The organism is Acinetobacter sp. A22 (assembly GCF_030913345.1).
GTDB classification, from domain to species: Bacteria; Pseudomonadota; Gammaproteobacteria; order Pseudomonadales; family Moraxellaceae; genus Acinetobacter; species Acinetobacter junii.
Genome location: NZ_CP133162.1, coordinates 979,469 through 1,005,224 on the forward strand (window position 1 = coordinate 979,469; position 25,756 = coordinate 1,005,224).

25 protein-coding genes and 3 pseudogenes are annotated in these 25,756 nt (G+C 37.7%); 20 read left to right on the forward strand and 8 right to left on the reverse strand.

The features are described 5' to 3' along the window. Position 1: 1 nt before the first annotated feature. Positions 2-412: an ATP-dependent Clp protease adapter ClpS gene (gene clpS, locus Q9Q86_RS04960; protein ID WP_171293855.1), complete on the forward strand. Its 411-nt coding sequence runs from the start codon at positions 2-4 to the stop codon at positions 410-412. Positions 413-473: 61 nt separating this feature from the next. Here the strand turns inward: clpS and Q9Q86_RS17465 are convergent, their stop codons facing one another. Continuing rightward, entirely contained in the window at positions 474-641 is a 168-nt protein-coding gene (locus tag Q9Q86_RS17465; protein ID WP_017397588.1) for a hypothetical protein, read from the reverse strand. Positions 642-691: 50 nt separating this feature from the next. Between Q9Q86_RS17465 and clpA the strand changes: the two genes are divergently transcribed. Both clpA and Q9Q86_RS04975 read left to right on the forward strand, forming a co-directional pair. Further along, the gene (gene clpA / locus Q9Q86_RS04970; RefSeq protein WP_004962073.1) at positions 692-2,977 is read left to right on the forward strand and encodes an ATP-dependent Clp protease ATP-binding subunit ClpA; all 2,286 of its coding nucleotides are present in this window, start codon (positions 692-694) and stop codon (positions 2,975-2,977) included. Further along, a complete protein-coding gene (locus tag Q9Q86_RS04975; protein WP_112986397.1) occupies positions 2,977-3,339 on the forward strand; it encodes a YnfA family protein in 363 nt (120 codons plus the stop codon). The genes clpA and Q9Q86_RS04975 overlap by 1 nt, the downstream gene beginning before the upstream one ends. A 40-nt stretch (positions 3,340-3,379) precedes the next feature. Here the strand turns inward: Q9Q86_RS04975 and Q9Q86_RS04980 are convergent. After that, positions 3,380-3,967: pseudogene (locus tag Q9Q86_RS04980) on the reverse strand (ATP-binding cassette domain-containing protein); the annotation flags it as partial. Positions 3,968-4,050: 83 nt separating this feature from the next. On the opposite strand from Q9Q86_RS04980, the gene Q9Q86_RS04985 reads away from it, so the two are divergent. From Q9Q86_RS04985 to Q9Q86_RS04995, 3 genes are all read left to right on the forward strand, one after another. Beyond that, positions 4,051-4,434 (forward strand): transposase, encoded by a 384-nt coding sequence (locus Q9Q86_RS04985; RefSeq protein ID WP_004762545.1) that lies wholly within the window; start codon positions 4,051-4,053, stop codon positions 4,432-4,434. After that, positions 4,431-4,766 carry an IS66 family insertion sequence element accessory protein TnpB gene (gene tnpB, locus Q9Q86_RS04990; RefSeq protein ID WP_157938043.1) on the forward strand — a complete coding sequence of 112 codons (336 nt, stop codon included), beginning with the start codon at positions 4,431-4,433 and terminating at the stop codon, positions 4,764-4,766. Before Q9Q86_RS04985 ends, tnpB begins: the two co-directional genes overlap by 4 nt. 74 nt (positions 4,767-4,840) lie before the next feature. Next, a complete protein-coding gene (locus Q9Q86_RS04995; RefSeq protein WP_157938044.1) occupies positions 4,841-6,466 on the forward strand; it encodes an IS66 family transposase in 1,626 nt (541 codons plus the stop codon). A gap of 36 nt (positions 6,467-6,502) precedes the next feature. Here the strand turns inward: Q9Q86_RS04995 and Q9Q86_RS05000 are convergent. After that, a pseudogene (locus Q9Q86_RS05000) lies at positions 6,503-7,492 on the reverse strand (ATP-binding cassette domain-containing protein); the annotation flags it as partial. Positions 7,493-8,100: 608 nt separating this feature from the next. Between Q9Q86_RS05000 and Q9Q86_RS05005 the strand changes: the two are divergent. Further along, the gene (locus Q9Q86_RS05005; RefSeq protein ID WP_039047343.1) at positions 8,101-9,141 is read left to right on the forward strand and encodes a 3-deoxy-7-phosphoheptulonate synthase; all 1,041 of its coding nucleotides are present in this window, start codon (positions 8,101-8,103) and stop codon (positions 9,139-9,141) included. 48 nt (positions 9,142-9,189) lie between these two features. Here Q9Q86_RS05005 and Q9Q86_RS05010 read toward each other — a convergent pair whose 3' ends face one another. Beyond that, positions 9,190-10,110 carry an alpha/beta fold hydrolase gene (locus tag Q9Q86_RS05010; protein WP_039047342.1) on the reverse strand — a complete coding sequence of 307 codons (921 nt, stop codon included), beginning with the start codon at positions 10,108-10,110 and terminating at the stop codon, positions 9,190-9,192. Further along, positions 10,110-10,670 (reverse strand): PadR family transcriptional regulator, encoded by a 561-nt coding sequence (locus tag Q9Q86_RS05015; protein ID WP_112987691.1) that lies wholly within the window; start codon positions 10,668-10,670, stop codon positions 10,110-10,112. Before Q9Q86_RS05015 ends, Q9Q86_RS05010 begins: the two co-directional genes overlap by 1 nt. Before the next feature lie 124 nt (positions 10,671-10,794). On the opposite strand from Q9Q86_RS05015, the gene Q9Q86_RS05020 reads away from it, so the two are divergent. From Q9Q86_RS05020 to Q9Q86_RS05035, 4 genes are all read left to right on the forward strand, one after another. Further along, entirely contained in the window at positions 10,795-12,819 is a 2,025-nt protein-coding gene (locus Q9Q86_RS05020) for an NADPH-dependent 2,4-dienoyl-CoA reductase (RefSeq protein ID WP_205669713.1), read from the forward strand. A gap of 73 nt (positions 12,820-12,892) precedes the next feature. Next, positions 12,893-13,300, forward strand: coding sequence for a nuclear transport factor 2 family protein (locus tag Q9Q86_RS05025; RefSeq protein WP_112987689.1), 408 nt, complete (start codon positions 12,893-12,895; stop codon positions 13,298-13,300). A gap of 33 nt (positions 13,301-13,333) precedes the next feature. Further along, the gene (locus tag Q9Q86_RS05030; RefSeq protein WP_112987688.1) at positions 13,334-14,050 is read left to right on the forward strand and encodes an SGNH/GDSL hydrolase family protein; all 717 of its coding nucleotides are present in this window, start codon (positions 13,334-13,336) and stop codon (positions 14,048-14,050) included. 19 nt (positions 14,051-14,069) lie between these two features. Continuing rightward, positions 14,070-15,164, forward strand: coding sequence for a YheT family hydrolase (locus tag Q9Q86_RS05035; RefSeq protein ID WP_112987687.1), 1,095 nt, complete (start codon positions 14,070-14,072; stop codon positions 15,162-15,164). 251 nt (positions 15,165-15,415) lie between these two features. Here Q9Q86_RS05035 and Q9Q86_RS05045 read toward each other — a convergent pair whose 3' ends face one another. From Q9Q86_RS05045 to Q9Q86_RS05055, 3 genes and pseudogenes are all read right to left on the reverse strand, one after another. Beyond that, complete coding sequence (locus Q9Q86_RS05045; protein WP_308150317.1) at positions 15,416-16,093, reverse strand: IS1595-like element ISAju1 family transposase; 678 nt, start codon at positions 16,091-16,093, stop codon at positions 15,416-15,418. Between the two features lie 47 nt (positions 16,094-16,140). Beyond that, positions 16,141-16,800: pseudogene (locus Q9Q86_RS05050) on the reverse strand (metal-dependent hydrolase); the annotation flags it as partial. A gap of 230 nt (positions 16,801-17,030) precedes the next feature. Beyond that, on the reverse strand, positions 17,031-17,474 hold the full coding sequence (locus Q9Q86_RS05055; RefSeq protein WP_112987573.1) for an internalin: 444 nt from the start codon (positions 17,472-17,474) through the stop codon (positions 17,031-17,033). A gap of 366 nt (positions 17,475-17,840) precedes the next feature. Here Q9Q86_RS05055 and Q9Q86_RS05060 point away from each other — a divergent pair, with 366 nt between their 5' ends. The 9 genes from Q9Q86_RS05060 (at position 17,841) to Q9Q86_RS05100 (ending at position 25,655) form a co-directional block, all read left to right on the forward strand. Continuing rightward, positions 17,841-19,478, forward strand: coding sequence for a CTP synthase (locus tag Q9Q86_RS05060; protein WP_004911289.1), 1,638 nt, complete (start codon positions 17,841-17,843; stop codon positions 19,476-19,478). A gap of 32 nt (positions 19,479-19,510) precedes the next feature. After that, positions 19,511-20,368 carry a 3-deoxy-8-phosphooctulonate synthase gene (gene kdsA / locus Q9Q86_RS05065; RefSeq protein ID WP_004954227.1) on the forward strand — a complete coding sequence of 286 codons (858 nt, stop codon included), beginning with the start codon at positions 19,511-19,513 and terminating at the stop codon, positions 20,366-20,368. Positions 20,369-20,413: 45 nt separating this feature from the next. After that, positions 20,414-21,703, forward strand: coding sequence for a phosphopyruvate hydratase (eno, locus tag Q9Q86_RS05070; protein WP_004911285.1), 1,290 nt, complete (start codon positions 20,414-20,416; stop codon positions 21,701-21,703). 10 nt (positions 21,704-21,713) lie between these two features. Continuing rightward, positions 21,714-22,085 (forward strand): cell division protein FtsB, encoded by a 372-nt coding sequence (ftsB, locus tag Q9Q86_RS05075; RefSeq protein WP_004911282.1) that lies wholly within the window; start codon positions 21,714-21,716, stop codon positions 22,083-22,085. Further along, complete coding sequence (gene ispD, locus Q9Q86_RS05080) at positions 22,069-22,773, forward strand: 2-C-methyl-D-erythritol 4-phosphate cytidylyltransferase (RefSeq protein WP_112987574.1); 705 nt, start codon at positions 22,069-22,071, stop codon at positions 22,771-22,773. Before ftsB ends, ispD begins: the two co-directional genes overlap by 17 nt. 126 nt (positions 22,774-22,899) lie before the next feature. Continuing rightward, positions 22,900-23,373, forward strand: coding sequence for a DUF6438 domain-containing protein (locus Q9Q86_RS05085; protein WP_112987575.1), 474 nt, complete (start codon positions 22,900-22,902; stop codon positions 23,371-23,373). Positions 23,374-23,941: 568 nt separating this feature from the next. Continuing rightward, complete coding sequence (locus Q9Q86_RS05090; RefSeq protein ID WP_004954238.1) at positions 23,942-24,361, forward strand: YeeE/YedE family protein; 420 nt, start codon at positions 23,942-23,944, stop codon at positions 24,359-24,361. Then, complete coding sequence (locus Q9Q86_RS05095) at positions 24,358-24,768, forward strand: DUF6691 family protein (RefSeq protein WP_004911272.1); 411 nt, start codon at positions 24,358-24,360, stop codon at positions 24,766-24,768. The genes Q9Q86_RS05090 and Q9Q86_RS05095 overlap by 4 nt, the downstream gene beginning before the upstream one ends. 14 nt (positions 24,769-24,782) lie before the next feature. Next, positions 24,783-25,655, forward strand: a complete 873-nt coding sequence (locus Q9Q86_RS05100; protein WP_039047293.1) for an MBL fold metallo-hydrolase — start codon at positions 24,783-24,785, stop codon at positions 25,653-25,655. Positions 25,656-25,756: the final 101 nt, after the last annotated feature.

Below are 25,756 nucleotides of genomic sequence, written 5' to 3' on the forward strand. Positions count from 1 at the left end.
TATGCGAAGATATAAACGTCAGATGAGTTTAAGTGAAGTGAAAAGTTCTTTTCAGCAGTCAGGATTGATTGATTGGCACTTAGGTCCACGTTTGATTGACTCGCATGAGGATCATGAAGGAGAGGTTGTTGTGCAAACAGCTCCTCCTGAATTAAAACGCCCACCTTTATACGCAGTTGTTTTGCTGAATGATGATTACACGCCAATGGACTTTGTAATTGAGATTTTACAAAGTTATTTTGGGATGGATTTTGATCAAGCGAGTCAAGTGATGTTGACCGTTCATTACGAAGGTAAAGGCACTGCGGGCGTATATCCAAGAGATATTGCTGAAACCAAGGCGAATCAGGTAAATAATTATGCTCGATCGCAGGGTCATCCATTACTTTGTCAAATTGAGCCAAAAGCATAATTTTCTATAAATTTAGAATTAAAAAATAGATTTGCTGTCAATTTAAACAGTTGATTGACTTTTATGCTGTTTGTAATTGAATTTTTACAACAATATGCTGTTTTGAATCTTGACCAAGATGCTCAACTAATGCTAACAGTAGATTATGAAGCAAAGAGTATAGTAGCCGCCAAATTTCATTGCGATTACAGCAGCTCAAGCGGATTAAATCCATAATTAGCTCTTTCATGAAAATTCATATATTTCGGAATGAAAGAGCCCAAGAGATAAGGGGGTTACATGCTCAGTCGTCAATTAGAAGTATCGTTACGTTTGGCTGTTAGCATGGCTCGTCAAAAGAGACATGAGTTTTTGACAGTTGAACATTTGTTGCTTGCCTTGCTAGATAATGACTCTGCCGTAAATGCTTTAAAAGCATGTGGTGCAGATATCGTTACTTTGCGTAAAGAATTAGAGGAATATGTAGAGCAACATACCCCAAAACTTGGTGATAATAACGAGCAAGCTCCTCATCCAACAGAGAGCTTTGATCGTATTCTACAAAGAGCGATTTTCCACGTGCAATCGAGTGGTGGTGATCGTACTGTAGAAGGCGCTGATGTACTCGTTGCGATGTATTCTGAACGAGACTCTTTTGCGGTTTATTTATTAAAACGCCATCAAATCAATCGTCTTACTTTAACTCAGTACTTGTCTCATGGAACTCGCAAAGATGAGATTCAAGTTGAAGAAGAAGTGGAAGATATTGAAGGTGAAAATGCAGCCTCTGCGAATGCTGGCCCTTTAGAACAATATACGCTTAATCTTAATATTGAAGCACAAAAGGGTAAAACAGATCCATTAATTGGGCGTGAGAAAGAAATTGAGCGCGCTGCACAAATTTTATGCCGTCGCCGTAAAAACAATCCGCTGTTAGTTGGTGATCCAGGTGTTGGTAAAACATCTATTGCAGAAGGTTTGGCATGGTTGATTGTGAATGGTAAAGCACCAAAACCGCTTGCTAACGCTGAAGTTTATAGCTTAGACATCGGTGCTTTGGTTGCAGGTACAAAGTATCGTGGTGACTTTGAAAAACGTTTAAAACAATTGTTAAATGCTTTGAAAAAGAATCCGAACGCGATTTTATTCATTGATGAAATTCATATGATTATTGGTGCAGGCTCAAGTATGGGTAGCACTATGGATGCATCGAACTTAATCAAACCAGCTTTGGCTAATGGTAGTTTACGTTGTATTGGTTCGACTACATTCCAAGAATACCGTCAAGTATTTGAAAAAGATCATGCATTATCACGTCGATTCCAAAAAATTGATGTGAATGAGCCGAGTGTGGGCGAAACAATCGAAATACTTCGTGGCTTAAAAAGTAAGTTTGAGGATTTTCATCACGTTGAATACGAAGACAAAGCTCTTGTTGCAGCAGTAGAGTTGTCAGCTAAGTTTATTCATGATCGTTTCTTACCAGATAAAGCAATTGACGTAATTGATGAAGCTGGTGCTCAACGTCGTCTTAAAGCTGAAGCTGATGGATCAATGATTTCTGTAGAAAACATTGAAGATATTGTTTCTAAGATTGCGCGTATTCCACCTAAGACTGTTTCTAAAGATGATAAGACTGTTTTAGAGAATTTAGAGCGAGATTTAAAACGAGTTGTATTTGGTCAAGATGAGGCGATTACAGCACTTGCTTCAGCAATTAAGTTGTCACGCGCAGGTTTAAAAGCACCTGATAAGCCTGTCGGTAGTTTTGTATTTGCTGGGCCTACAGGTGTAGGTAAAACAGAGGTCACTAAACAACTTGCTAAATTACTAGGTGTTGAGTTAGTACGCTTTGATATGTCTGAATATATGGAGCGTCATGCTGTGTCGCGTTTAATCGGTGCGCCTCCAGGTTATGTTGGTTATGATCAAGGTGGTTTACTGACTGATGCGATTCATAAAAATCCACATTGTGTACTGTTGCTTGACGAAATTGAGAAAGCACATCCAGATGTATTCAACTTGTTATTACAAGTAATGGATCATGGTGCTTTAACCGATAATAATGGTCGTAAGTCTGATTTCAGAAACGTTATTATTGTGCTTACGACAAATATTGGTGCAGAAAGTATTTCTCGCGCAAGTATCGGCTTTACAGAGCAAGACCACAGTGCAGACAACCAAGACGCAATGAAACGAGCATTTTCTCCTGAGTTCCGTAACCGTTTAGATGGTGTGATTCAGTTTAAAGCACTTCCTACGACTGTAATAGAATCAGTAGTTGATAAATTCTTAACTGAGTTACAAGCACAGTTGGATGAAAAGCAAGTTGTTCTTGAAGTTGATCAAAGTGCGCGAGATTGGTTGTCAACCAATGGTTATGACCGTCTCATGGGTGCTCGCCCAATGCAACGTTTAATTCAAGAGCATCTGAAAAAGCCGCTTGCTGAGATGATCTTGTTCGGGGAGCTTGCTGAGCATGGTGGTAACGTTGCCGTTTCTGTGAAAACAGAAGATGGTAAAGATGTTGGTCTGAAACTAGAGGTATTTGAAGATCATATTAATCCGAGTGCTGAACCTGCTTAATGTTTGAATTGTCATTTTCTATAACCCAAATACTCAAAGTGTTTGGGTTATTTTTCATTACAGCTATCGCTGAAATTTTAGGTTGCTATTTTCCATACTTGATTTTGAATCAAGGAAAGTCACATTGGTTGTGGGTGCCAACAGCATTAAGTTTGGCGGTTTTTGTATGGCTGCTAACATTACATCCAGTAGCTTCAGGTCGTATTTATGCGGCATATGGTGGGATATATATTTTTACAGCACTGTTGTGGCTACGTTATGTCGATCAAGTGATGTTATCCCGTTGGGATGTTTTAGGTGTACTTATCGTGTTATGTGGTGCGGCAATTATTATTTTACAACCACAAGGTTTAGTTCGCTAATCATCAGCATGACAAATTCATTTGCCATGCTGATTTAAGATTAATTCAATAAACAACTTTCTTCTATGCCGCATTCTTTTACAAAGAGCTCATCATGAGAAACTAAGATGACGGAGCCATGAAATGAACGGATAGCACGAGCTAAAAGTTCTCGTGATTCTATATCTAAATGATTGTCTGGCTCATCTAAGAGTAAAAGTTCAACTGTTTGGAATTTCAAAGCAACTAAAGCGACCTTTAATCGCTCACCACCACTTAGAGAACTTATTGGAGCAAGTGATTTTTCTCTACGAATTTGTAGATTTCCTAAAGCTGTTCGTATTTGTTGCTCAGATAGATTTGAGTAAATACTTTTAAGAAATTCATAAGCGGATATATTTTGATTGAGTAAACAAACATTCTGATCTAAATATACTAATTTCGCATTTGAATTGATTTCTCCAGCTATAGGTTTGATTAAACCTTTAATAGTTTTAAGAAAAGTCGATTTACCGCAACCATTTACACCCCTCAAATGTATTTTTTCTCCTGCTTTAATCGCAAGTTGAATTGGATTTGTACTGGCGTAAGCTATTTTTAATTCATAACAGCGTAATATTTCTCCTGATATTTTTGTAGGATGTGTGTAAGCGTCCGCTGAACACACCTTATGAATTCATCCTATAAGCCTTAATTTAGTCCCCACTTAAAAACAAGTGGGGACTAAAATTTATGACTACAAATCACCAGACATCCATCGCATCTCTTGCGAAAAAACGAAGAACATACAGTGCTGAATTTAAACAGCAGATCGTTCAGGCTTGTAAAGCACCGGACGTTTCAATTGCTTCGGTCGCTTTGCAACATGGATTGAATACAAATCTTGTATCCAAATGGATTCGCTTAATTGATGGTAAGCCAGGGAATGATCGCTCACCACTACCGAATAAACCTGCATTTATTGCCTTATCTTGCTCTGCACCATTAGATCCTACTCCTACTGACATGTTAACGGTTCAAATTACTTTACCCCACTCAAAAGCAGAAATTGGCTTGAAATGGCAAGTATCAGAAATATCTGCTTTAGCAGAATTACTCAAGGCACTTGCAACATGATCCGCATTGATGAAATCTGGCTTTCTACCCAACCTCTGGATATGCGAGCAGGGATGGATACTGTCATTGCTCAGGTGGTGAGAACCTTTGGCTCGATCAAGCCGCACTGTGCTTACCTGTTCTGTAATAAACGTGGTCATCGTATGAAAGTACTGGTGCATGATGGACTGGGCATCTGGCTGTGTGCCCGGCGGCTGGAACAGGGCAAATTTCACTGGGCTAAGCTTCACCAAGGTGAAACCGTGGCCCTCAGCCCGGAACAGTTACAGGCACTGATCCAGGGTTTGCCCTGGCAGCGCATTGGACGACAGCAGGTGGTGACGATGCTTTAAACCAGGCTGTTCCATTCCGCTATTCTCCAAACGTTCTATTTCATTCTTCTCATGACCTCAGGCATACTGCGGTCATGAATACGCTGCCTGACTTAAGCCAACTGACCCATGAACAACTGCTGGAATTTACCAGACAGTTGGCGCTGCAGCATCAGTCTCTAGCACAATCAAACCAGCAATTAGATGCCAGAGTTCAACATCTTGAAGTCACCAATCAGCAATTAGATTCTAAAGTTCAACATCTTTCTATTCTCAATCAAAAATACGAGCATGAACTCGCACTATTTAAACAGCACAAATTCGGCAGTAAAAACGAACATCTCACTGCAAAACAAATCCATCTCTGGGATGAAGCGGTTGAAGAAGATATTGCTGCTGTTGATCTGGAACTGGAACGGCTGAATGCAGATAAAACCGATGCAGCGACACAGAAAGCCAAAACCAATAAACCTAAACGTCGACTGCTGCCCGATCATCTACACACCATTCGTATTGAGCATGAACCAGCATCAACCCAATGCAGTTGTGGCTGCCAGTTACGTCGTATCGGCGAAGATATCAGTGAAAAACTGCATTTCAGACCGGCACAGTTCTATAAGGAACAGCATGTGCGTGGCAAATGGGTCTGTGATCAGTGTGACACCCTGACTCAGCAAGCGATGCCCGCCTATGTGATTGATAAAGGCATTGCTTCACCTGAACTGCTCAGCCATGTGCTGGTATCGAAGTATGCCGATCATTTGCCGCTGTACCGTCAGCGCCTGATCTATCAGCGGGCGGGCATTGATCTGTCCAGATCTACTTTATCTGACTGGATAGGTCGCTGCGGTGTGGAACTGGAACCTCTGGCCAATGCCTTAAAACAGGTGGTGCTGCAACAGCGGGTGATCCATGCAGATGAAACACCAGTCACCATTATGCGGATGGGTGATGATGAGAAAAAACCGAAGAAAGGTTATGTCTGGGCCTATGCCACTACACAGTACAATCCAGTTCAAGCGGTGATCTATGACTTTCAGGATAGCCGTTCAGGTCAGCATGCTGCAGAGTTCTTGAATGGCTGGCAGGGTTATCTGGTCTGTGATGATTACAGTGGTTATAAAGCACGCTTTAAATCAGGCGATGTCATTGAGGTGGGCTGCATGGCGCATGCACGTCGTAAATTCCATGAGCTACATGTGACTGGGAAAAGTCAGATCGCTGAACAGGCATTACTGATGATTCAGAAACTGTATGCGATAGAAGCCGAACTCAGGAAAAAGACCGATAGTACAGCAGAACACCGCCGCGAATACCGACAACAGCACAGCCAACCGGTGATGCAACAACTGTATGAATGGCTCAACCAACATTATCTGACGGTGCCATCGAGTTCTCCAACCGCCAAGGCCATCAATTACAGTCTGAAGCGTTGGCCAGCCTTAAGCCGCTATCTGGATGATGGCAATCTACCCATTGACAATAACTGGGCAGAGAACTCAATGCGCCCCTGGGCATTGGGCCGTAAGAACTGGTTGTTTGCAGGTTCGCTGCGCAGTGGACAGCGAGCGGCAAATATCATGACTTTAATCCAGTCAGCAAAGCTGAATGGGTTGGATCCGTATGCCTATCTCAGTGATGTGCTGAAAAGGCTGCCGACGCATAAAGCGACCCAAATAGAAGAATTACTGCCACATCGCTGGAAATCCAACTCAAATTAAAAAATAGGCATGGGGTTCAGCGGACGCTTACGGATGTGTAAACTCAAATGATTGTGATTTGTAATATTCCAGTTGATGTTGTTTATGCTGTAATTCATCTTTTGCTTGAGTAAGCTGTTTGATCTGTTGTTTTTTTAGTTGAGAGAGTGATTGTTCAGATTGCTCCTTTTTTGCATCAAGTAAGATTGTCGCTTGAGATCCTGAAGCTCTTAATTTCTCACCTGTTTTCTTTCTTTTTTGTGCTTTCTTTTGGCTTTGATGTTGTTGCTCTTTGAGTTGTTTCAAATCACGCTTTTCTTGTAGAACTGAATGAGATAATGCTTGTATTTGCAACTGATGCTGTCGGTGATAAAGATCATAATTTCCTCCATAGTAGTGCAAACCTAAGTGGTTTAAATTGAAAATACCTTCTACATGAGCGAGTAGTAGGCGGTCATGACTAATAATGAGTCCGCCTGTTGGATGTAGTTCCATTTGCTGAGCGAGCCATTTTCTTCCTTGCGTATCCAAATGATTGCTCGGTTCATCCAGTAATAGATAATGATCTTTAAGTAAGAATAAACGACAAAGTGCAAGTTTAGTCTTTTGTCCTTCACTTAATTGATTTGTACTTTTACCTAGATCAGTGGGTAAGTCTGCACTTTCTAATAGTTGTTGCCATTCAGAAGGTAAATGCCAAAGATGTTCAACTTGATCAAAATCAGTCAATGTTGCAGTTCCATTACTAATGCGTTCAAAACAAAAATATAAGTCTTCTATTTCCAGTGTCTCAGCAATAGTCGCTGATTGGATACGTTGAAGCTGGTGAAGATCTTGATGTGGGCGTAACCAAGATATTTGACCTGAATAGGGTAGAGTTGTTTTTTCTCCATGAAGAATAGACATCAGAAGAGATTTGCCTTGTCCATTTCTTCCAATTAAACCAGTGAATTGTCCAATTGGAAGTTGGAAAGATAAATTAGTAAATAGTTTGTTTTGTGCTAGTTCGAGCGATAAATTTGAAACGACACATGCCTGTTGAGTCATAAGAAACCTCATAAACAGGATATGCAAAAATAGATCGAAATCAGTTTTAGAATATGAGTGGTCCAACCATAGATAAGTCTATTTTGCACATCAAAAAAGAAATTGAATTTGATGATGAAAAATAGGACTTACTTCATTGGCGTATACTCGTGGTGATGTATTTTTGTGCTATTTTATTGAAGCTTGGCTAAAAGATCAATTACTGTCTATTTTTTAGGTAAAATTAAAAAAACATAAAAAGTGCTTGTCAAATACAGAAATAGTGCGTAACTTAGAACTAAGCAACAGTTTTTAAGATATTTGAAATAAACATGTTAAAGCATACTGTAAACACGAACGCATACTTTTACTTTTGGCAATATATCTAGTTGCCTGATGCGTTTCGGGCAGCGAAAGGGTTGCCCAACCAGTTAATACCTGATCGGCAACACCGATCAGGTTTTTTTATGCTTTAAGATTCATTAATTTAGGAGAAATATTATGTATACATCAAACATTTCATATTTTAGCAAGATTTCTTGGTTTTACTTTGCAAAAAAATCAACATCACTTAGATCACTCTTGCTCAAATAAATACTCGGGCTGATTTCAGTCCAAAGGAAATGAAAATGAATGCTTTAAATACGGCTTTGAAACAATCATCACAAACGCAAATAAAAGAATCAATGCTTAGCTTGCCATCACAACTCAAAGCGCAGTATCCATTGTCTGCAAATTTAGTGCAGCAAATTTCAAAACATCGTCAAACGATTCAGAATATTTTATCTGGTCATGATCCTCGACTTATGGTGATTACAGGTCCATGCTCGATTCATGATCCTATCGCAGTACTTGAATATGCTGATCGCCTACAAAAACTCCAAGAAAAAGTTAAAGATCAAATATTTCTTGTAATGCGTGCTTATATTGAAAAACCACGTACAACAGTTGGCTGGAAGGGTTTTTTATATGATCCAAACCTAGATGGATCATCAGATTTACAATTGGGATTGGAAAAATCTCGTGAGCTATATATTCAACTTATTGAAAAAGGTTTGCCGATCGCGAGTGAAATTTTAAGTCCGATGGCAACAGGTTATTTTGATGACTTGTTGGCTTGGGGAGCGATTGGGGCACGAACAAGTGAATCTCAGATTCATCGTGAGATCGCAAGCCATATGCCATATAGTATTGGTTTTAAAAATGGTACTGATGGTTCGATTCAGATTGCTTTGGATGCAATTCAATCTGCTTTAAATGGTCATCAATTCCTTGGAATGACTCAGCAAGGTTTACCTGCTATTTTGCATAGCAATGGCAACCCTTTACCGCATTTAATTTTGCGTGGTTCAAACCATGGTACAAATTATGATTTGGCTTCAATTCAAGCGATGCACTTCAAACATAAACATTTACCTGCATTAGTAATTGATTGTAGTCATGGCAATAGTGGTAAAGACCCATTACAGCAACCAAATGTACTAAAACAAATTATTGCAGAACGTGCAGAATCCAAAGTACGTGGTGTGATGATCGAAAGCCACTTGGTTGATGGAAATCAAAAGATTTCATGTAATATGACTTACGGTCAGTCGGTAACGGATGGTTGTTTAGGTTGGGATAAAACTGAACAAGTTCTCTTGGAAATCGCTGAGCAAATGAGATCCTGATTGATCATAAAAAGCCAATCTTGTTGATTGGCTTTTTTATTGTATTTTTTATGCAGCATCCAATGAATTACTACTAAGAAAACGCCCAATTTCTTGAGAGAATTTTCTTGGTTCGGTAATTAAGGGAGTATGCCCTGAACGTTCAAAATAGATTGTTTGAGCATTTGCTAGACTATTAGCAACTAAAGTTTGTCCAGTTTCTGGATAAAGCGTAGAGTCTCGGCCAATAAAGAACGTTGTTGGACACTCTAATTGACTGATGGCATCACGGTAATCTTCATCATGATTCAGATAATTTTCAACATACCAAAGTAAATAGTCTAGTCGTTGAATAGGTAGTAAATACTTTTGTAAAACTGGTCGATTTAATGCCAGTTTAAAGATTTTTGGACTATAAGCATTATTGCTTTGTAACTCAATAAATGCACTCCAAAGACTTACAAGTTGATATCGAATGTCTTTAGGTAAATCTTCAAGCCTTTTTGCAGACTTATAATCCAATAAAAGTGTTTGAATATCGAGAAGTAAACTTTTGAATTGAGAATACTTTGTTCCAAATAGACCATATTGCCAAGTATCATCAACAGCAATTTTTGGTGTTTGATCAATATGAAGGTAGGCTTTAATTTTTTTAGCTAAATCACCATGTTTCATTCCATGCATAGCAGTCGTTGCACCCATAGAATATCCCATCAGGATAAACTGGTCTAAATTAAGCAGTTTGATGAGTGCATCTACATCATTCCAATGGCTTGAGATAGCATCCATTGATGGAATTACACAATTTTTAGAGCCGCCGAATCCTCTCCAATCTGGGATAATAAATTCATATTGATTGCGATTGGAAAATAAAAAAGGTAGCCATTGCCAGCTTTGCATACCAAGTCCTGATAAGACGAGTACAGGTTCTCCTTCGCCAACACGTCGTACAAATAATTTTTCTTGATCAGGCATGGTGTAAAACGGCATTATTTTTCTCCAATCTTGTCCGCTTCCTCAAACTTTTTGAGCTGAGGGATCATTTTCTGTAACCATTTTATCCATTCATTTTCTTTAATAATACCGAGTTCAAGAATCATTTTATGGATAAATAAAATACGATTTGTTGGCTCGTTATTTTTAAAGTCTTTGTCATGAATGGCTTGGTACAATTTTAACTTCTCTTTGTGTAACTCTAAGTGGCGAATCAACTCAGGTAATATCGTATTGCCACCTAATTGTGCTTCAGCCCTCAACCTAATCATCAAATCATCTCTTAGTTGCGCAGGTTCACTTTGTTGCTCGATCCATGCAGCTAATTGTATGCGACCTAATTGTTCGACTTGATATGTTTTTTTACGACTGTTTGTTGTTTCTTCTTCAATGGTTGATATCCAACCTTTTTTGAGCATTCCATTGAGTTCACGATAAATTTGTTGATGTGTCGCGTTCCAAAAGAAGCCCATAGAGCGATCAAAACGACGAGCAAGTTCGAAACCAGTGCTTGGTTTTTCTAATAAACTCGTCAATAAAACATGGGCAAGAGACATAAACATCCAAAAATAAAATGTGACTATTAAGATTATGCAAAATGTTGCATAAAAATCAAATATTGTTTATAACTTTATGCAACAAGTTGCATTAGCAAGCAGATTGCTAGCCATAGGAGAATTTATGTCAGCTTATCCACATTTACTTCAGCCACTTGATTTAGGCTTTACGACTTTAAAAAACCGTGTGCTTATGGGGTCTATGCATATTGGTTTAGAAGAAGCGCCACAAGGCTATGAACGTATGGCAGCATTTTATGCTGAACGTGCAAAAGGTGAGGTTGGATTAATTGTTACAGGTGGTGTATCTCCAAACGATGATGGTGTTGTTTTTGCACATGGAACAAAATTAGATTCAATCGAAGAAGCAGAAAAACATAAAGTGATTACCCAAGCTGTACATGATGCAGGTGGTAAGATTGCTATGCAAATTCTTCATACAGGGCGCTATTCTTATCAAGCAAATAACGTCGCGCCTTCAGCAATTCAGGCTCCAATCAACCCAATTAAGCCAAAAGCATTAAGTTCTGCAGAAGTCCAACAAACCATTGATGACTTTGCGAATTGTGCAAAATTAGCACAATATGCAGGTTATGATGGCGTAGAAATCATGGGCTCAGAAGGCTACTTGATTAATGAGTTTATTGCCGCACGTACCAACCATCGTGATGACGAGTGGGGTGGTAGCTACGAAAATCGTATCCGTTTTCCAATCGAAATTGTGAAACGTACGCGTGATTTAGTGGGCGAGAACTTTATTATTATTTATCGGTTATCTATGCTCGATTTGGTAGAAGGTGGTTCTAGCTTAGAAGAAGTGATTCACCTTGCTAAAGAAATTGAAAAAGCGGGTGCAACAATTATTAATACAGGGATCGGCTGGCATGAAGCACGTATTCCAACGATTGCTACAAAAGTACCTCGTGCTGCATTCACTTGGGTAACGGAAAAACTTAAAGGAAGTGTATCTATTCCATTAATCACTTCGAATCGTATTAACACACCTGAAATGGCTGAGCATGTTTTAGCATCAGGTCATGCTGATATGATTTCAATGGCTCGTCCTATGTTGGCGGATGCAGAATTTGTATTAAAAGCTAAAGAAAATCGCAGTGATGAAATCAATACCTGTATTGGTTGTAACCAAGCATGTTTAGACCATATTTTCTCTATGAAGATTGCGACATGTTTAGTCAATCCGCGTGCATGTTATGAAACTGAACTAATTTTCAAGGAAACAAATGCCGTAAAAAATATTGCAGTAATTGGTGCAGGGCCTGCTGGGTTGAGTTTTGCAACTTATGCAGCTAGCCGTGGTCATAAAGTTAAAATTTTTGATTCAAGTAATCAGATTGGTGGACAGTTCAATATCGCTAAAACGATTCCAGGAAAAGAAGAATTTTACGAGACACTGCGCTACTTCAAGCGTCAAATCGAATTACAACCAAATATTGAGTTGGTATTGAACCATACTGTAACTTATGAAGAGTTAAGCAAAGCAAACTATGATGAAATTGTTGTAGCTACTGGTGTAACACCACGTCAATTACAATTTGAAGGCATTCATCATCCAAAAGTTCTAAGTTATATCCAAGTACTTAAAGAGCGTGTACCAGTAGGAAAACGTGTAGCGATTATTGGTGCTGGTGGTATTGGTTTTGATACTGCTGAATATTTAAGTCACGAAGGTGAAAGCGGTAGCTTAAACCCTGAAAAATTCTATGCAGAATGGGGTATTGATACAGCATACGAGCATGTTGGTGGTCTGAAACAACCTAAACTTGAAAAATCTGAACGAGAAATATATTTATTACAACGTAAGGCTTCGGCAGTAGGTGCAGGTTTGGGTAAAACAACTGGCTGGATTCACCGCACAGGCTTAAAACATCGCGATGTAAAAATGATCGCAGGTGCAAGTTATGACAAAGTAGATGATCTAGGTTTACATATTACTGTTGATGGAAAAACAACAGTATTAGAAGTTGATAACGTCGTAATTTGTGCAGGCCAAGAATCATATACAGCGATGTATGATCAACTCAAAGCTGATGGTAAAAATGTTCATCTTATCGGTGGTGCAAAAGAAGCAGGCGAGTTAGATGCGAAGCGTGCAATTCGTCAAGGTGCTGAACTAGCAGCAATTCTATAATAAATAAAAGGGTGTTTTCTATTTTAAGAAAATGCCCTTTTCAAGACCATATAAATTTAATAGGACAATAAGAATGACACTTGCAACAACTCAAATATCAATCAAAAAATGGCATCAAATGTTGGAAACCAATGACATGTCCGTCTTAAATGATTTATTAGCAGATGAGGTAGTATTTAGATCACCTGTCGCTTATAAACCGTATGAAGGGAAACAGGTTGTTTTCTTTATTTTGACCAATGTTATCCAAGTTTTTCAGGACTTTACTTATCATCGTGAGTTCTTTACTGAAGATGGTGAAAATGTAGTGCTAGAATTTAGCGCGAATGTGAGTGGTAAATCATTAAAAGGTATCGATATGATTCGCTTCAATGATCGAGGGCAAATTATTGATTTTGAGGTGATGATTCGGCCGATGAGTGGTTTGGCTGCCTTAGCAGAGCAAATGGGTCAAAGAATCTCCCAATATCAAGCTACTTAATATTAAAAATAGCCTAAGTAAGTTTGAATTAAAATGTGGTTAAAAATATCGACATTATTCCTACTACCAGTCATAGTTGCTCAAGGAATTGTTGTTAAACAACGTACACCAAAACTTATAGAGCCAATTGGAGAGCGTCAAGGAATTGTAGGTCTTGGTCGACCATTATCATTGCTTATTTTAGGTGATTCTGCTGCTGCAGGAGTTGGTGTTGAATATCAGCATCAAGCTCTTTCAGGCGTATTACTTTCACAGCTTATGAATGAATATAAACTGACATGGGCTTTACATGCTAAAACTGGTAATAATACTAGACAACTCATTGATGCAATTAATGCTTTAGAGCCGCAAGTTTATGATGTGATCGTCACTTCAATTGGGGTAAATGACGTGACTAAACTTACCTCAACTCGCTTGTGGATAAAGCAGCAAAAACAATTGTTTACCGAATTACGAAAGAAATTTGATCCAAAATTGATTATTGTAACTGGTGTTCCACCTATGCAGCATTTTCCAGCTTTACCTCATCCACTTGCTTGGATATTTGGAAAACATGCTCAACAAATGAATAAAAAATTACAAGGCTATTTATCAACTGAACCAATATTTAAGTTTATTGAATTTGATCTTGAACATTTTCAAGAGATGAATCTACCCATGGCTATAGATGGGTTTCATCCAAGTAAAGAAATTTACGAGATCTGGGGGAAACAGGTCGCGTCGTTAGTGCGAGAATTCTTCACCTCATAATTTAAGGCTATTGTCATCTATGGGTATTTCTACTTTAAATAAAATTAAAGTTTTGGGCATAGAGTTATTTGACCTTGTGGTTGGTGCAGAGAAACCAAAGACATATTATTCACCAAATGGAAAGATTAAAAATATCTTAGAGAAATTGCCTCAGCTAAAACAGAAGTATCGCCCAACACCTTGGTTGTCTAACAATCACATGCATCTGTTGTATTTTGATGTTATTAGAAAAAAGACGATAAAGCTTCAATATGATCGTATTGAACAACTCACTATGCAGGATGGTGGTGTTACAGGAATAGCATGGTATGGATACGACTTGCCTAAGCAAACACCGACGATTGTTATTATGCATACAATTACGGGTTCACCTGAAAGTATGCGAGAACTAGTAAAAGATTTGCATCAATACACAGGATGGAGAATCGCGCTATGTTTACGTCGTGGACACGCTGGTTTACCAATGCCTGTACCTCGCATTTCACTTTTTGGATCGACAGATGATTTGAAAGAACAACTTACGCATATTCAACATATATTTCCTGAGTCTGATTTGTATGCTGTTGGTTCTTCTGTTGGAACTGGATTATTAGTGCGTTATTTGGGTGAACAAGGTCTAGACACGCCTTTTAAAGCTGCATTTGCGATGTGTCCTGGTTATAACACCGAAATTGGATTCAAAAATGTTCATCCGTTTTACACAAAGTTAATGACGAAAAAATTGTTTAAGCATTTTATTTATCCTTACCAATCTACATGGAAACAGCTTGATTCATTAGAAAAGGTTTTAGCATCAACAACTCTTGAAGAGTTTGAAAAAGTCTATTTTGAAATGGCAGGTTTTAGAGATTATGAGAGCTACTGTAAAGCGATTAATCCGATATATGTTTTTCAAAATATAAAAATTCCATTGATGATTCTAAACTCTGAAGATGATCCTGTGTGCTCGATCAAAAACTTTCATCCATATAAATCTGCTATAGAGCAAATGGATAATATTGCTGTGATTACAACGAAAAAAGGAAGCCACTGTGGATTTTATGAAGGCTGGCAAACTTCATCTTGGTCAGCACGACTTATTTCAGATTATTTTCTTATTCAGCGTTCAAGCTAAGTAATTTAAGGAATAAAGCCCATGTGTGAATGGGCTTTTTTTATTTTAAGATACCAAAGCAGGTGTATCTTTTATTCCAAGTTTTATTTTCGTGGTTGCAACTAAATTTTTTTCATTAGTCTGGTTAGGGTGAAAGTCATATCTATAGTATTCAAAGAATTTGGGAATAAATGTTTTATATTGCTTAGCTGCAAAATTAAAGAAGTTTTGCCATGTTTTAAGATTTGATAATTGTTTAGGGGCTTAGGAAGTTAAAGAGGATTGTTACGGAGTAATTTAAGCAAATCGAGATATAAATTACCGTTCCGATGATTGAAGCGATACTCCGTTTCTTTAAGATGCAAATAAAACATCTTTTTGTCAATTCCATTAAACTTGACGAGTCGCTTTTTAGCATATCCCCAGAATGATTCTATGCCGTTAATAAGACGCTCCCCGCATGCAAATTCGTTGTTCCCATGATTCACTCTTAAATGTTTGTCAAAACCAATATCAACTAAACCATCATAGCCTCTCCATCCATCTGTATTGATCACAGAATCAAGCTCTATCTGCCCCCGAATAATACCCTGTAGCGTAGCTTTGGAGCAATCAGGCACAATTTCTGTGTATACGTTTCCATCTCTTTTGAGTAGTCCAAATACAATGGTTTTTCCTGATGCACCACGTCCACGTTTTCCTCGAATACGACGAGCACCAAAGTAGGATTCATCAAGTTCAACGATACCGTTGAAAGGAGATATTTCCTCACATTGAGCCGCAATCTTTTTACGCAACCTGATGTAAATTGTATTGATGGAACGTACAGAAATATTGGTGAGTTTAGCTGTATCTGAAGCAGTTAAATCCATGGCAAAAAAGCGAATGATCTGTCTGAATTTTGCCTCTGTGATTCTTGAACGGGAATAGTATCTATTTTTTGCTTTCATATAAGGAAGTTACCATACTTTTTGATATGCTTAACTTCCTAAGCCCCTTGTTTATCTCGTTTCATTAAAACTATTTGGTAGATTGTTGAAAGTCCAGTAATAAGAATCAGGCTTAAAGTGAAAATTGTGACCCGAGGAAGGTAAGCATTTAATCCATTTCCATATAAATATTCATATAAATCAAAAGCTACAGCTTTATGCTCAGTTTCTTCAACACTATGCCATAACCATAAATCTCGTATAGTTTTATCCGTCATATACTCATTTACAGTTTCCATCATACTTACGACTAGTACGGCTGTGTAATGCTCTAAGCCTACAGTAACAAGTAAATTCCACTTTTTACTAAATATTTTTTCAAGACCTTTGAGAACAATACCAGTAACTTTTTCCAAAGATTCAGGGTTCAAGCCATGTTGTTGAGCGCTAATATGAAAAGCATGATGTTCTTTTGAATGCATAGCCTCTTGGCCGATGAAAGCACTAATTTCTCTATCTAATGCTTCATTCAGTTTTGCATGTTCTCGTAATGCTCTTACTGATCGCACGAAATAAGATTCACCTTCTGAAAATAAGGTTGAGAGTCCGGTGAAATAATGTGTCATTGCTGGATCATTAGCACACCAGTATTTAGGTGTATTTTCGAAATTGTAATCCATGCGACGTACAGGAAATGAGGCAGGTAAACGGGTTGAGTTAGTTTTCATTATTTACTCCATTTATTATTAGTTCTAAAATAGAACTTATGGGATAGAAGCTAGTTCTATATTCTTTTCCTGTCAATTAATTTTGAAGAAGATAGATAATATTGTCCCTAACTGATAGATAGAGAATCGTTTCTGACATGTGTTTAAGAGTAAAAGGATAAAAGAAGATAAAATTTTTTATGAATTAAATACCCAAACCATAATTTTGATTTGGGTATTCATAAGATAACTTAATTATTAAGCGCAGGTGTAGCAGCCGCAATTGCTGCTGCAACAGCATCTTCTTCAGATTGAGCTGGAGTAGCTGGCTTTTGTGGTTCCGTCTTTACTGGTTTTGGTTCAGTTTGAGTCGGTTTAGGTTGTTCTGTTGTAGAAGTTTGAGTTTGGCTGCTAGTAGTTGTTTCAGCAGGGCGAATCTCACGACGAACTTCAGTTGTTGTATTTGGAGTTTCTTCACGAATAGTTTCGGTAACAGGAGCTGTAGTTTCTTGATTATCTACGCTTTCAAGCGTTTCAAACTCACTGTTCTTAGGCTCAGTTTGTGCTTGACTCGTTTCAGTTTCAGCAGTTTGTTCTTGCTGATCTTCGTTTTTAGGCTCTTCTTTTTTGACGCACGCAGTTAATAAAAGACTAGTAGCAATCGCTGCACAAAGTAAAAGTTTTTTATTCGCCATTGTTAAAACAACATATTAAAAAAGGACAGGGGGAATTATATCAGCAAATTAAAAGAATAAATCACTTACATCAAACAGCTTTGTTGATATTTTATAGTTGCTTGCACCATCCATACTAATTTTTAAGGTGATAAAACTAAAAAATCATAATCTAAACTTGAAAATGATTGCTGTCAGCCAAGCAAAAAGAATTTATGTATGAAATATCCACAATTCCGATAAATTTTTATCGAAAATGCTGATAGAATAGCCAGTTGTTTATAGTTCTTTGAATTGATGCGGTTTGACTTTGCTTTATTAGGGCAGAGTACAGTAAAATTGCACAACATTGTAGGCCGATTTCGGCTCGATTGTACGAGAAACTCAATGACCCATTTTATTTTTGTCACTGGTGGTGTAGTTTCATCACTAGGTAAAGGTATTTCTGCTGCTTCTGTTGCTGCACTTTTGGAAGCCCGTGGCTTAAAAGTCACTATGGTGAAAATGGATCCATACATTAATGTCGATCCAGGTACCATGAGTCCATTCCAGCACGGTGAGGTTTTCGTCACAGAGGATGGTGCTGAAACTGACTTAGATTTGGGCTATTACGAACGTTTCTTACGTCGTGCGAAAATGACCAAATTAAACAACTTTACAAGTGGTCGTGTTTATCAAGATGTTTTGAATAAAGAACGTCGTGGTGATTACTTAGGCGGTACAGTTCAAGTAATTCCGCATATTACTGACAATATTAAAGAGCGTGTTCTTCGTGCAGGTGAAGGTTACGACGTTGCTATTGTAGAAATTGGCGGGACTGTTGGTGATATCGAATCACTTCCATTTATGGAGTCGGTTCGTCAACTTATGGTTGAGTTGGGTCATAAACGTACAATGCTCATGCATTTGACTTTGTTGCCGTATATCAAATCAGCTGCTGAGTTAAAAACAAAGCCTACTCAACACTCAGTTAAAGAATTACTTTCAATTGGTATTCAACCAGACATTTTAATCTGTCGTACTGAATATGATGTTGATGCTGATACTAAACGTAAAATTGCTCTTTTCACTAACGTAGAAGCGCGTGCAGTTGTTGTTTGTAAAGATGCGAAAACAATTTACCAAATCCCACGTAATTTTTATGAACAGAATGTTGACGATTTAATTTGTGAACGTTTTGGTTTTAATGATCTTCCTGAAGCAAATCTTGAAGATTGGGATAATGTTGTTGAAGCATTACTCAATCCAGAGTACACGGTACGTGTAGCTATGGTTGGTAAATATGTTGAATTGCCAGATGCATATAAATCTGTCAATGAAGCACTTTTACATGCTGGTATCCAAAATCGCGTAAAAGTTCAGATTGATTATGTAAATGCTGAAGATCTTGAACAACAAGATATTAGTGTTTTAAATACTGCTGATGCGATCCTTGTGCCAGGTGGTTTTGGTGAGCGCGGTACTGAAGGTAAAATGCGTGCGATCCAGTATGCACGTGAAAATAAAATACCTTTCTTGGGTATTTGTTTAGGTATGCAACTTGCTGTAATTGAATATGCTCGCAATGTAGCAGGTATTCCAGAAGCAAGCTCTACAGAGTTTAATCGTTCAACTAAATATCCATTAATTGGCTTAATTACTGAATGGTTAGACGAGCGTGGCGAATTACAACAGCGCAGTCTTGAATCAGACTTAGGCGGAACAATGCGTCTTGGTGCTCAAAAGTCAGAATTGGTTGAAGGTACTAAAACTCGCGAAGTCTATGGTAAAGCTGAAATTACTGAGCGTCATCGCCATCGTTATGAAATGAATGATCGTTTCATTCCTACGCTTGAAGAAGCTGGTATGAAAATTTCAGGTTATTCTTCTGTACAACATTTAGTTGAAACTGTAGAAATTCCTGAACATCCTTGGTTTATTGCTGTACAATTCCACCCAGAATTTACAAGTTCACCACGTGATGGACATCCATTATTTGCTGGTTTTATTGATGCTGCGAAAAAACAGCACCAACAAGGTAAATAATGCAGTTCTTTAAATAAACTGGGAAAGTTTAAATGTCACAATTAAAACCACAAGAAGTTGTACGTTTAGGCGATATACAAATGGCAAATCATTTGCCATTTGTATTATTTGGCGGAATGAACGTATTAGAATCAAAAGATTTAGCTTTCGAAATTGCTGAAACTTATATTGACATCTGCAAGCGCTTAGATATTCCTTACGTGTTCAAAGCGAGCTTTGACAAAGCGAATCGTTCAAGTTTGAATTCTTTTCGCGGCCCTGGTTTAGAAAAAGGGATTGAATGGCTTGCTGACATTAAGAAACAATTTAATGTCCCTATCATTACTGATGTACATGAACCATATCAAGCAGCTCCAGTTGCTGAAGTTGCTGACATCATCCAATTACCTGCTTTTTTAAGTCGTCAAACTGATCTAGTTGAGGCGATGGCTAAGACTCAGGCTATTATCAATATTAAAAAAGCACAATTCTTAGCTCCACATGAAATGCGCCATATTTTGCATAAATGTCTTGAAGCTGGAAATGACAAACTAATTCTTTGTGAGCGTGGTTCAGCATTCGGTTATAACAACTTAGTTGTTGATATGCTTGGTTTTGACATCATGAAAGAAATGAATGTCCCTGTGTTCTTTGATGTGACGCACTCATTGCAAACACCTGGTGGACGTGCTGATTCAGCTGGTGGTCGTCGTGCCCAAATTACGACGTTAGCACGTGCAGGCATGGCGACTGGTTTAGCTGGTTTGTTCTTAGAAGCACATCCAGAGCCTGAAGTAGCGAAATGTGATGGACCATGTGCATTACGCTTATCTCAATTAGAGCCATTCTTGGCACAGTTAAAAGAATTGGATACTTTAGTTAAAGGATTCAAAAAGTTAGATACCCATTGATGTATGAAAATACATCTTTTTATTCATTAAACAGAGGAATTGTTCATGAGCCAAATCGTTGACATCCGTGCACGCGAAATTTTGGACTCTCGTGGTAACCCAACCATCGAAGCAGACGTAATTTTAGAATCTGGGGTTGTTGGTCGTGCATGTGCACCATCTGGTGCTTCAACTGGTTCTCGTGAAGCTTTAGAACTTCGTGACGGAGATAAATCTCGTTACTTAGGTAAAGGTGTTCGTACAGCAGTTAACAATGTTAACACATTGATTCGTGATGCTTTGTTGGGTAAATCAGTTTTTGAGCAAAAAGACATTGATAATACAATGATCGCGCTTGATGGCACTGAAAACAAAGAAAAATTAGGTGCAAACGCAACTTTAGCAGTTTCTTTAGCTGCTGCGCGTGCTGCTGCTGAAGAAAAGAAACTTCCTCTTTTCCAATATATCGCAGACCTTCGTGGTCAAACTATTTTGACTATGCCTGTACCGATGATGAACATCCTCAACGGTGGTGAGCATGCAGATAACACTGTTGATATTCAAGAGTTCATGATTGAGCCAGTTGGTTTCACTTCATTTGCTGAAGCGTTACGTGCTGGTGCTGAAGTATTCCATTCTTTAAAATCAGTTTTAAAGAAACAAGGTTTAAATACTGCAGTTGGTGATGAAGGTGGTTTTGCACCTAACTTGCGCTCTAATGAAGAAGCGATCCAAGTTATTTTACAAGCAATTGAGTTAACTGGTTATAAAGCTGGTTCTGACATGATGCTTGCTTTAGACTGCGCATCTTCTGAGTTCTACAAAAACGGTCAATACGTTTTAGAAGGCGAAGGTAACCGTGCTTTCACAAGCCATCAATTTGCTGATTATTTAGCTGGTCTTGCAAATCAATATCCTATCATCTCGATCGAAGATGGTTTGGATGAATCTGATTGGGAGGGTTGGAGCTACTTAACATCAATTCTTGGTGACAAAATCCAATTGGTTGGTGACGATTTATTCGTAACAAACCCTAAGATTTTACAACGTGGTATTGATGAGAAAGTAGGTAACTCTATTCTGATCAAATATAACCAAATCGGTACTTTGACTGAAACATTAGATGCTATCTATCTAGCTAAAGCAAATGGCTATTCAACTGTTATTTCACATCGTTCTGGTGAAACAGAAGATTCGACTATTGCTGATTTGGCAGTAGGTACAGCAGCTGGTCAAATTAAGACTGGTTCTCTATGCCGTTCTGACCGCGTTGCAAAATATAACCAATTACTTCGTATTGAAGAATTGACTAAAGCAGCTTACCGCGGTAAAGCTGAATTCAAAGGTTTAAAATAATCTCTGAATTATGCTAGAAGTCTTTCGATCAACTTCGAGTAAATTGATTCTGTTGCTTGCAATCGTTCTGATTGCAAGCTTACAGTACCAATTTTGGTTAGGTGAGGGAGGATATTTCCCTCATCAAGCTTTAGCTCAACAAATCACGCAGCAAGCTGAAATCAATGAAGAGCTAAAAGAGCGTAATCGCATTTTAGCGGCTGAAGTTTTTGACTTAAAAAATGGAACTGAAGCGATTGAAGAACATGCACGTCTCGATCTAGGTTTAATCAAACCAAATGAGACCTTTGTGCAAATGAGTACGATCAGTACCCATTACAAACCGATCTATATCGATCCAAATGCAAAATTAGATGCCCCAACCAATGAAAATCCAGACTAAATTATGGGCTGTTGTACCAGCAGCAGGCTCAGGTAGTCGTTTTTCAAAATCTGAATTAAAACAATATCAATATATTGCTCAGCGTACAGTAATTGAGCATACGGTCAACAGGCTCAATACTTTGCAGTTAGCTGGATGTGTTATCGCTATAGGTGAGAGCGATAACTTTGCCCAGACATTAGCTTTTGAGCACTTAGATAGGCTTCACTTTTGTAAGGGGGGAGCTGAGCGTGTTCATTCGGTATTAAATGCTTTGATGTATTTATTAAATATTGCAGATGAAAATGATTGGGTTCTCGTACATGACGCAGCACGCCCTTGCATTACAACAGATTGTCTCGAAAAATTGATAATTACTGCTGTAGAGTCAGATCAGAGTTCCATTTTAGCTATACCTGTTCGAGATACATTAAAACAAGTAGTTGAAGACCATCAAATAGAGAAAACAGTGAGTCGTGATCTATTGTGGCAAGCTCAAACACCACAAGTGGCAAAGATAAGCATATTAAAAAATGCAATAGAGTCAGCACTGAAAGATCAAATTGTAATTACTGATGAGGCAAGTGCACTGGAATATATAAATGAACCCGTACAAGTTGTACAAGGTCGTTCAGATAATATCAAAATCACTTATCCAGATGATTTAGAACTCGCTCGTTTAATATTGCAATCACAAGCCATAAATTAATTTTTTATAAAAATAGCCTAAGTAAAATTGATAATTTAGTGATTGTAACACCAATATAAATGACAACTATTTCACTATTTGATAAATTTATTGACTTATTGACTAAACTTTACAACGGATTAACAAATGAAAAAATTATTACTTTCAAGTTTTTTTACATTGGCATTAGTTGGTTGTGCTTCAACACCTGAGCAATCTCAAAATGTAGCTCAAGAAACGATCCGTTATTCAACAAGCCCATGTTTTGGTGCATGTCCAATTTATTCAGTTGAAGTTTCACCTAATGGAACAGTTCATTTCGAGGGTAAACAGTACACTAAAGTGACTGGTACACGCGATCTTCAAGTAGATCCTGCTGTGTATAAGAAATTACAAAGTGAATTAAAAACGTATCGTCCAGAAACTGGTTCTAATGTAAAAACAACAGGTTGTGTGCAAACTGCAACAGATAAACCTAGTTCTTATTTTTGGTGGAAACAAGCAGATGGTACTACAACACGTTTGAGTCATTACACTGGTTGTATTTCTCCTGCAAATGATGAATTAAACAAATTAATTGATAAGTTACCTACATTAATAGGAATTGAAGAACTGATATAAGTGTTGTCTTATGCCAAGAGCATACTGCTTGTAGAAATTTCTTAGATTGTAAAAAACTAGCTGTCGTATAACTGTGTACGGCAGCTTAGATAGAAAACTATTGAGAATTAGTCTGTAAAAAACCATATAAAATTAATAAATTAAAATCAGCTCAAACTTGAGAATCGCTTGATTAAAAACTTTATGTTTTAGTTAACAACCCAACCATTATTTATGCTAATGATAGTTAAACTAGAAAAGACGATATCAAATTTTCTAAGCATTATTACCTAGTTTTTTAACTTTAGATAACATCAACTTGGCTCTAATGGTTGTTTAAATTAAAAGGACGAGGTTTTAAAGTGTAAATAGAGCAGAGCGTTGAATTTTTTCCAATGGTCAAAAAATATTTTTTGTTAAAAATTAAATTAAATAAATTATTAAATTAAATCATATGTTTAATTTAATACACATAGAGAATTGTTGAAAAAAAGTACAAAAAGATTTGTATAGTTTTTGAATAATTACTTCATTAAATATACAAAATAATATATTATAAAAAAATATAATGTTTTAAAAGAGTAAAACAATGTCTAGCATTATTTTAGCTTTGATTGGCGGTGCTATCCTTGGAATTGCAGTAGTGGGCTATTTGTATGTAAATGGTCGTATTGCAGGGATTAGTGGCTTGCTTGCGCAGGTTTTACAACCTAAATCACTTTTGAATAATCCTGCATTTTGGTTCTTGTCTGGCTTATTCATCATTCCTTTCATTTACCAATTATTTGTTGAACCTGAGATTGTGATTAAATCCTCACCAATTGGATTAATCATTGCTGGAATCTTGGTAGGTTTTGGCACGCGATTAGGTTCGGGATGTACTAGTGGTCATGGTATCTGTGGTATGAGTCGCTTATCAGTGCGTTCGATCGTTGCAACGGTCACATTTATGCTAGCTGGAATCGTGACTGTATTCGTTATTCGCCATATTTTAGGAGTTGCGATATGAAAAATGTATTTGCGTTCATATTTGGCGGATTATTTGCACTAGGACTAATGGTCTCAGGTATGTCAAATCCTGAAAAAGTTTTAGGATTTTTAGACATTTTTGGTGAGTGGGATATTAGCCTAATGTTTGTGATGATTGGGGCTATTGCGATTGCCATCATTCCATTCCAAAAAGCGATCCGAAATCCAAAAACATTATTCGGTGAAGTAATTTCATTACCCACTAATAAACAGATCGATAAAAAATTGATCGTTGGTTCGATGCTGTTCGGTATAGGTTGGGGGATAGCTGGTGTATGTCCTGCACCTGCAATTACTCTGATCGGGTTAGGCTATGCTGAAGCATGGTATTTTATCGGAGCAATGTTCCTCGGTATCTTTATTCATCGCATATGGGCAGAACGATAAGTAGGAGAGATTAGATGCAACATCCTCAAGTCAAAGCATTTTTTGATGAAAATACAAATACATTTAGTTATGTGGTGACTGACCCAGAAACTAAAGTATGTGCCGTAATTGACAGTGTTCTAGATTATGATGCTGCATCTGCTTCTACATCAACTCATAGTGCAGATCAAATTATTGATTTCGTAAAGACTCATCAGTTAAAGGTTGAGTGGATACTAGAAACACATGTCCACGCAGATCATTTAACCGCATCTCAGTATCTCAAAGAATATTTGGGTGGAAAGATTGCGATGAGTGAAAAGATCGGTATTGTGCAAGAGACCTTTAGCTCAATATACAATCTTGATGTGAAGATGTTTAATTCACACCAAACTTTTGATTATCTCTTTAAAGATGATGAGCATTTTAAGATTGGTCATCTAGATGCTTACAATATTCCAACGCCTGGACACACGCCAGCGTGCTTGAGTTATGTCATTGGTGATTCTGTCTTTGTTGGTGATACTTTATTCATGCCAGATTATGGTACGGCGAGATGTGATTTTCCTAAAGGAAGTGCGGATATACTTTTTGATTCTGTTCAAAAGTTATATGAACTACCTGATGATACGCGTGTTTATCTATGCCATGATTATAAGCCTGAAGGTAGAAATGAGTATTTCTATGAGACAACAATTGCTGCACAGAAACACAGTAATATTCATTTGAAATCTGATACCGATCGACAAGATTTTGTAAAGATGCGTCAGGCACGTGATGCCACTTTGGCGATGCCAAAGTTGATTCTGCCATCTATACAAATCAATATGGATGCAGGTCGTTTTCCAGAACCAGAAAGTAATGGTGTGCGGTATTTAAAGTTACCATTCAATTTTTTTAAACGTTGATAAAAAAATTGATAAACAAGGAAGATACACGTTGTCTTCCTTGTTTATTTTCTATTAGAAATGAGAAAGCTATTTTGATACAGAATAATTGATTAAACTGT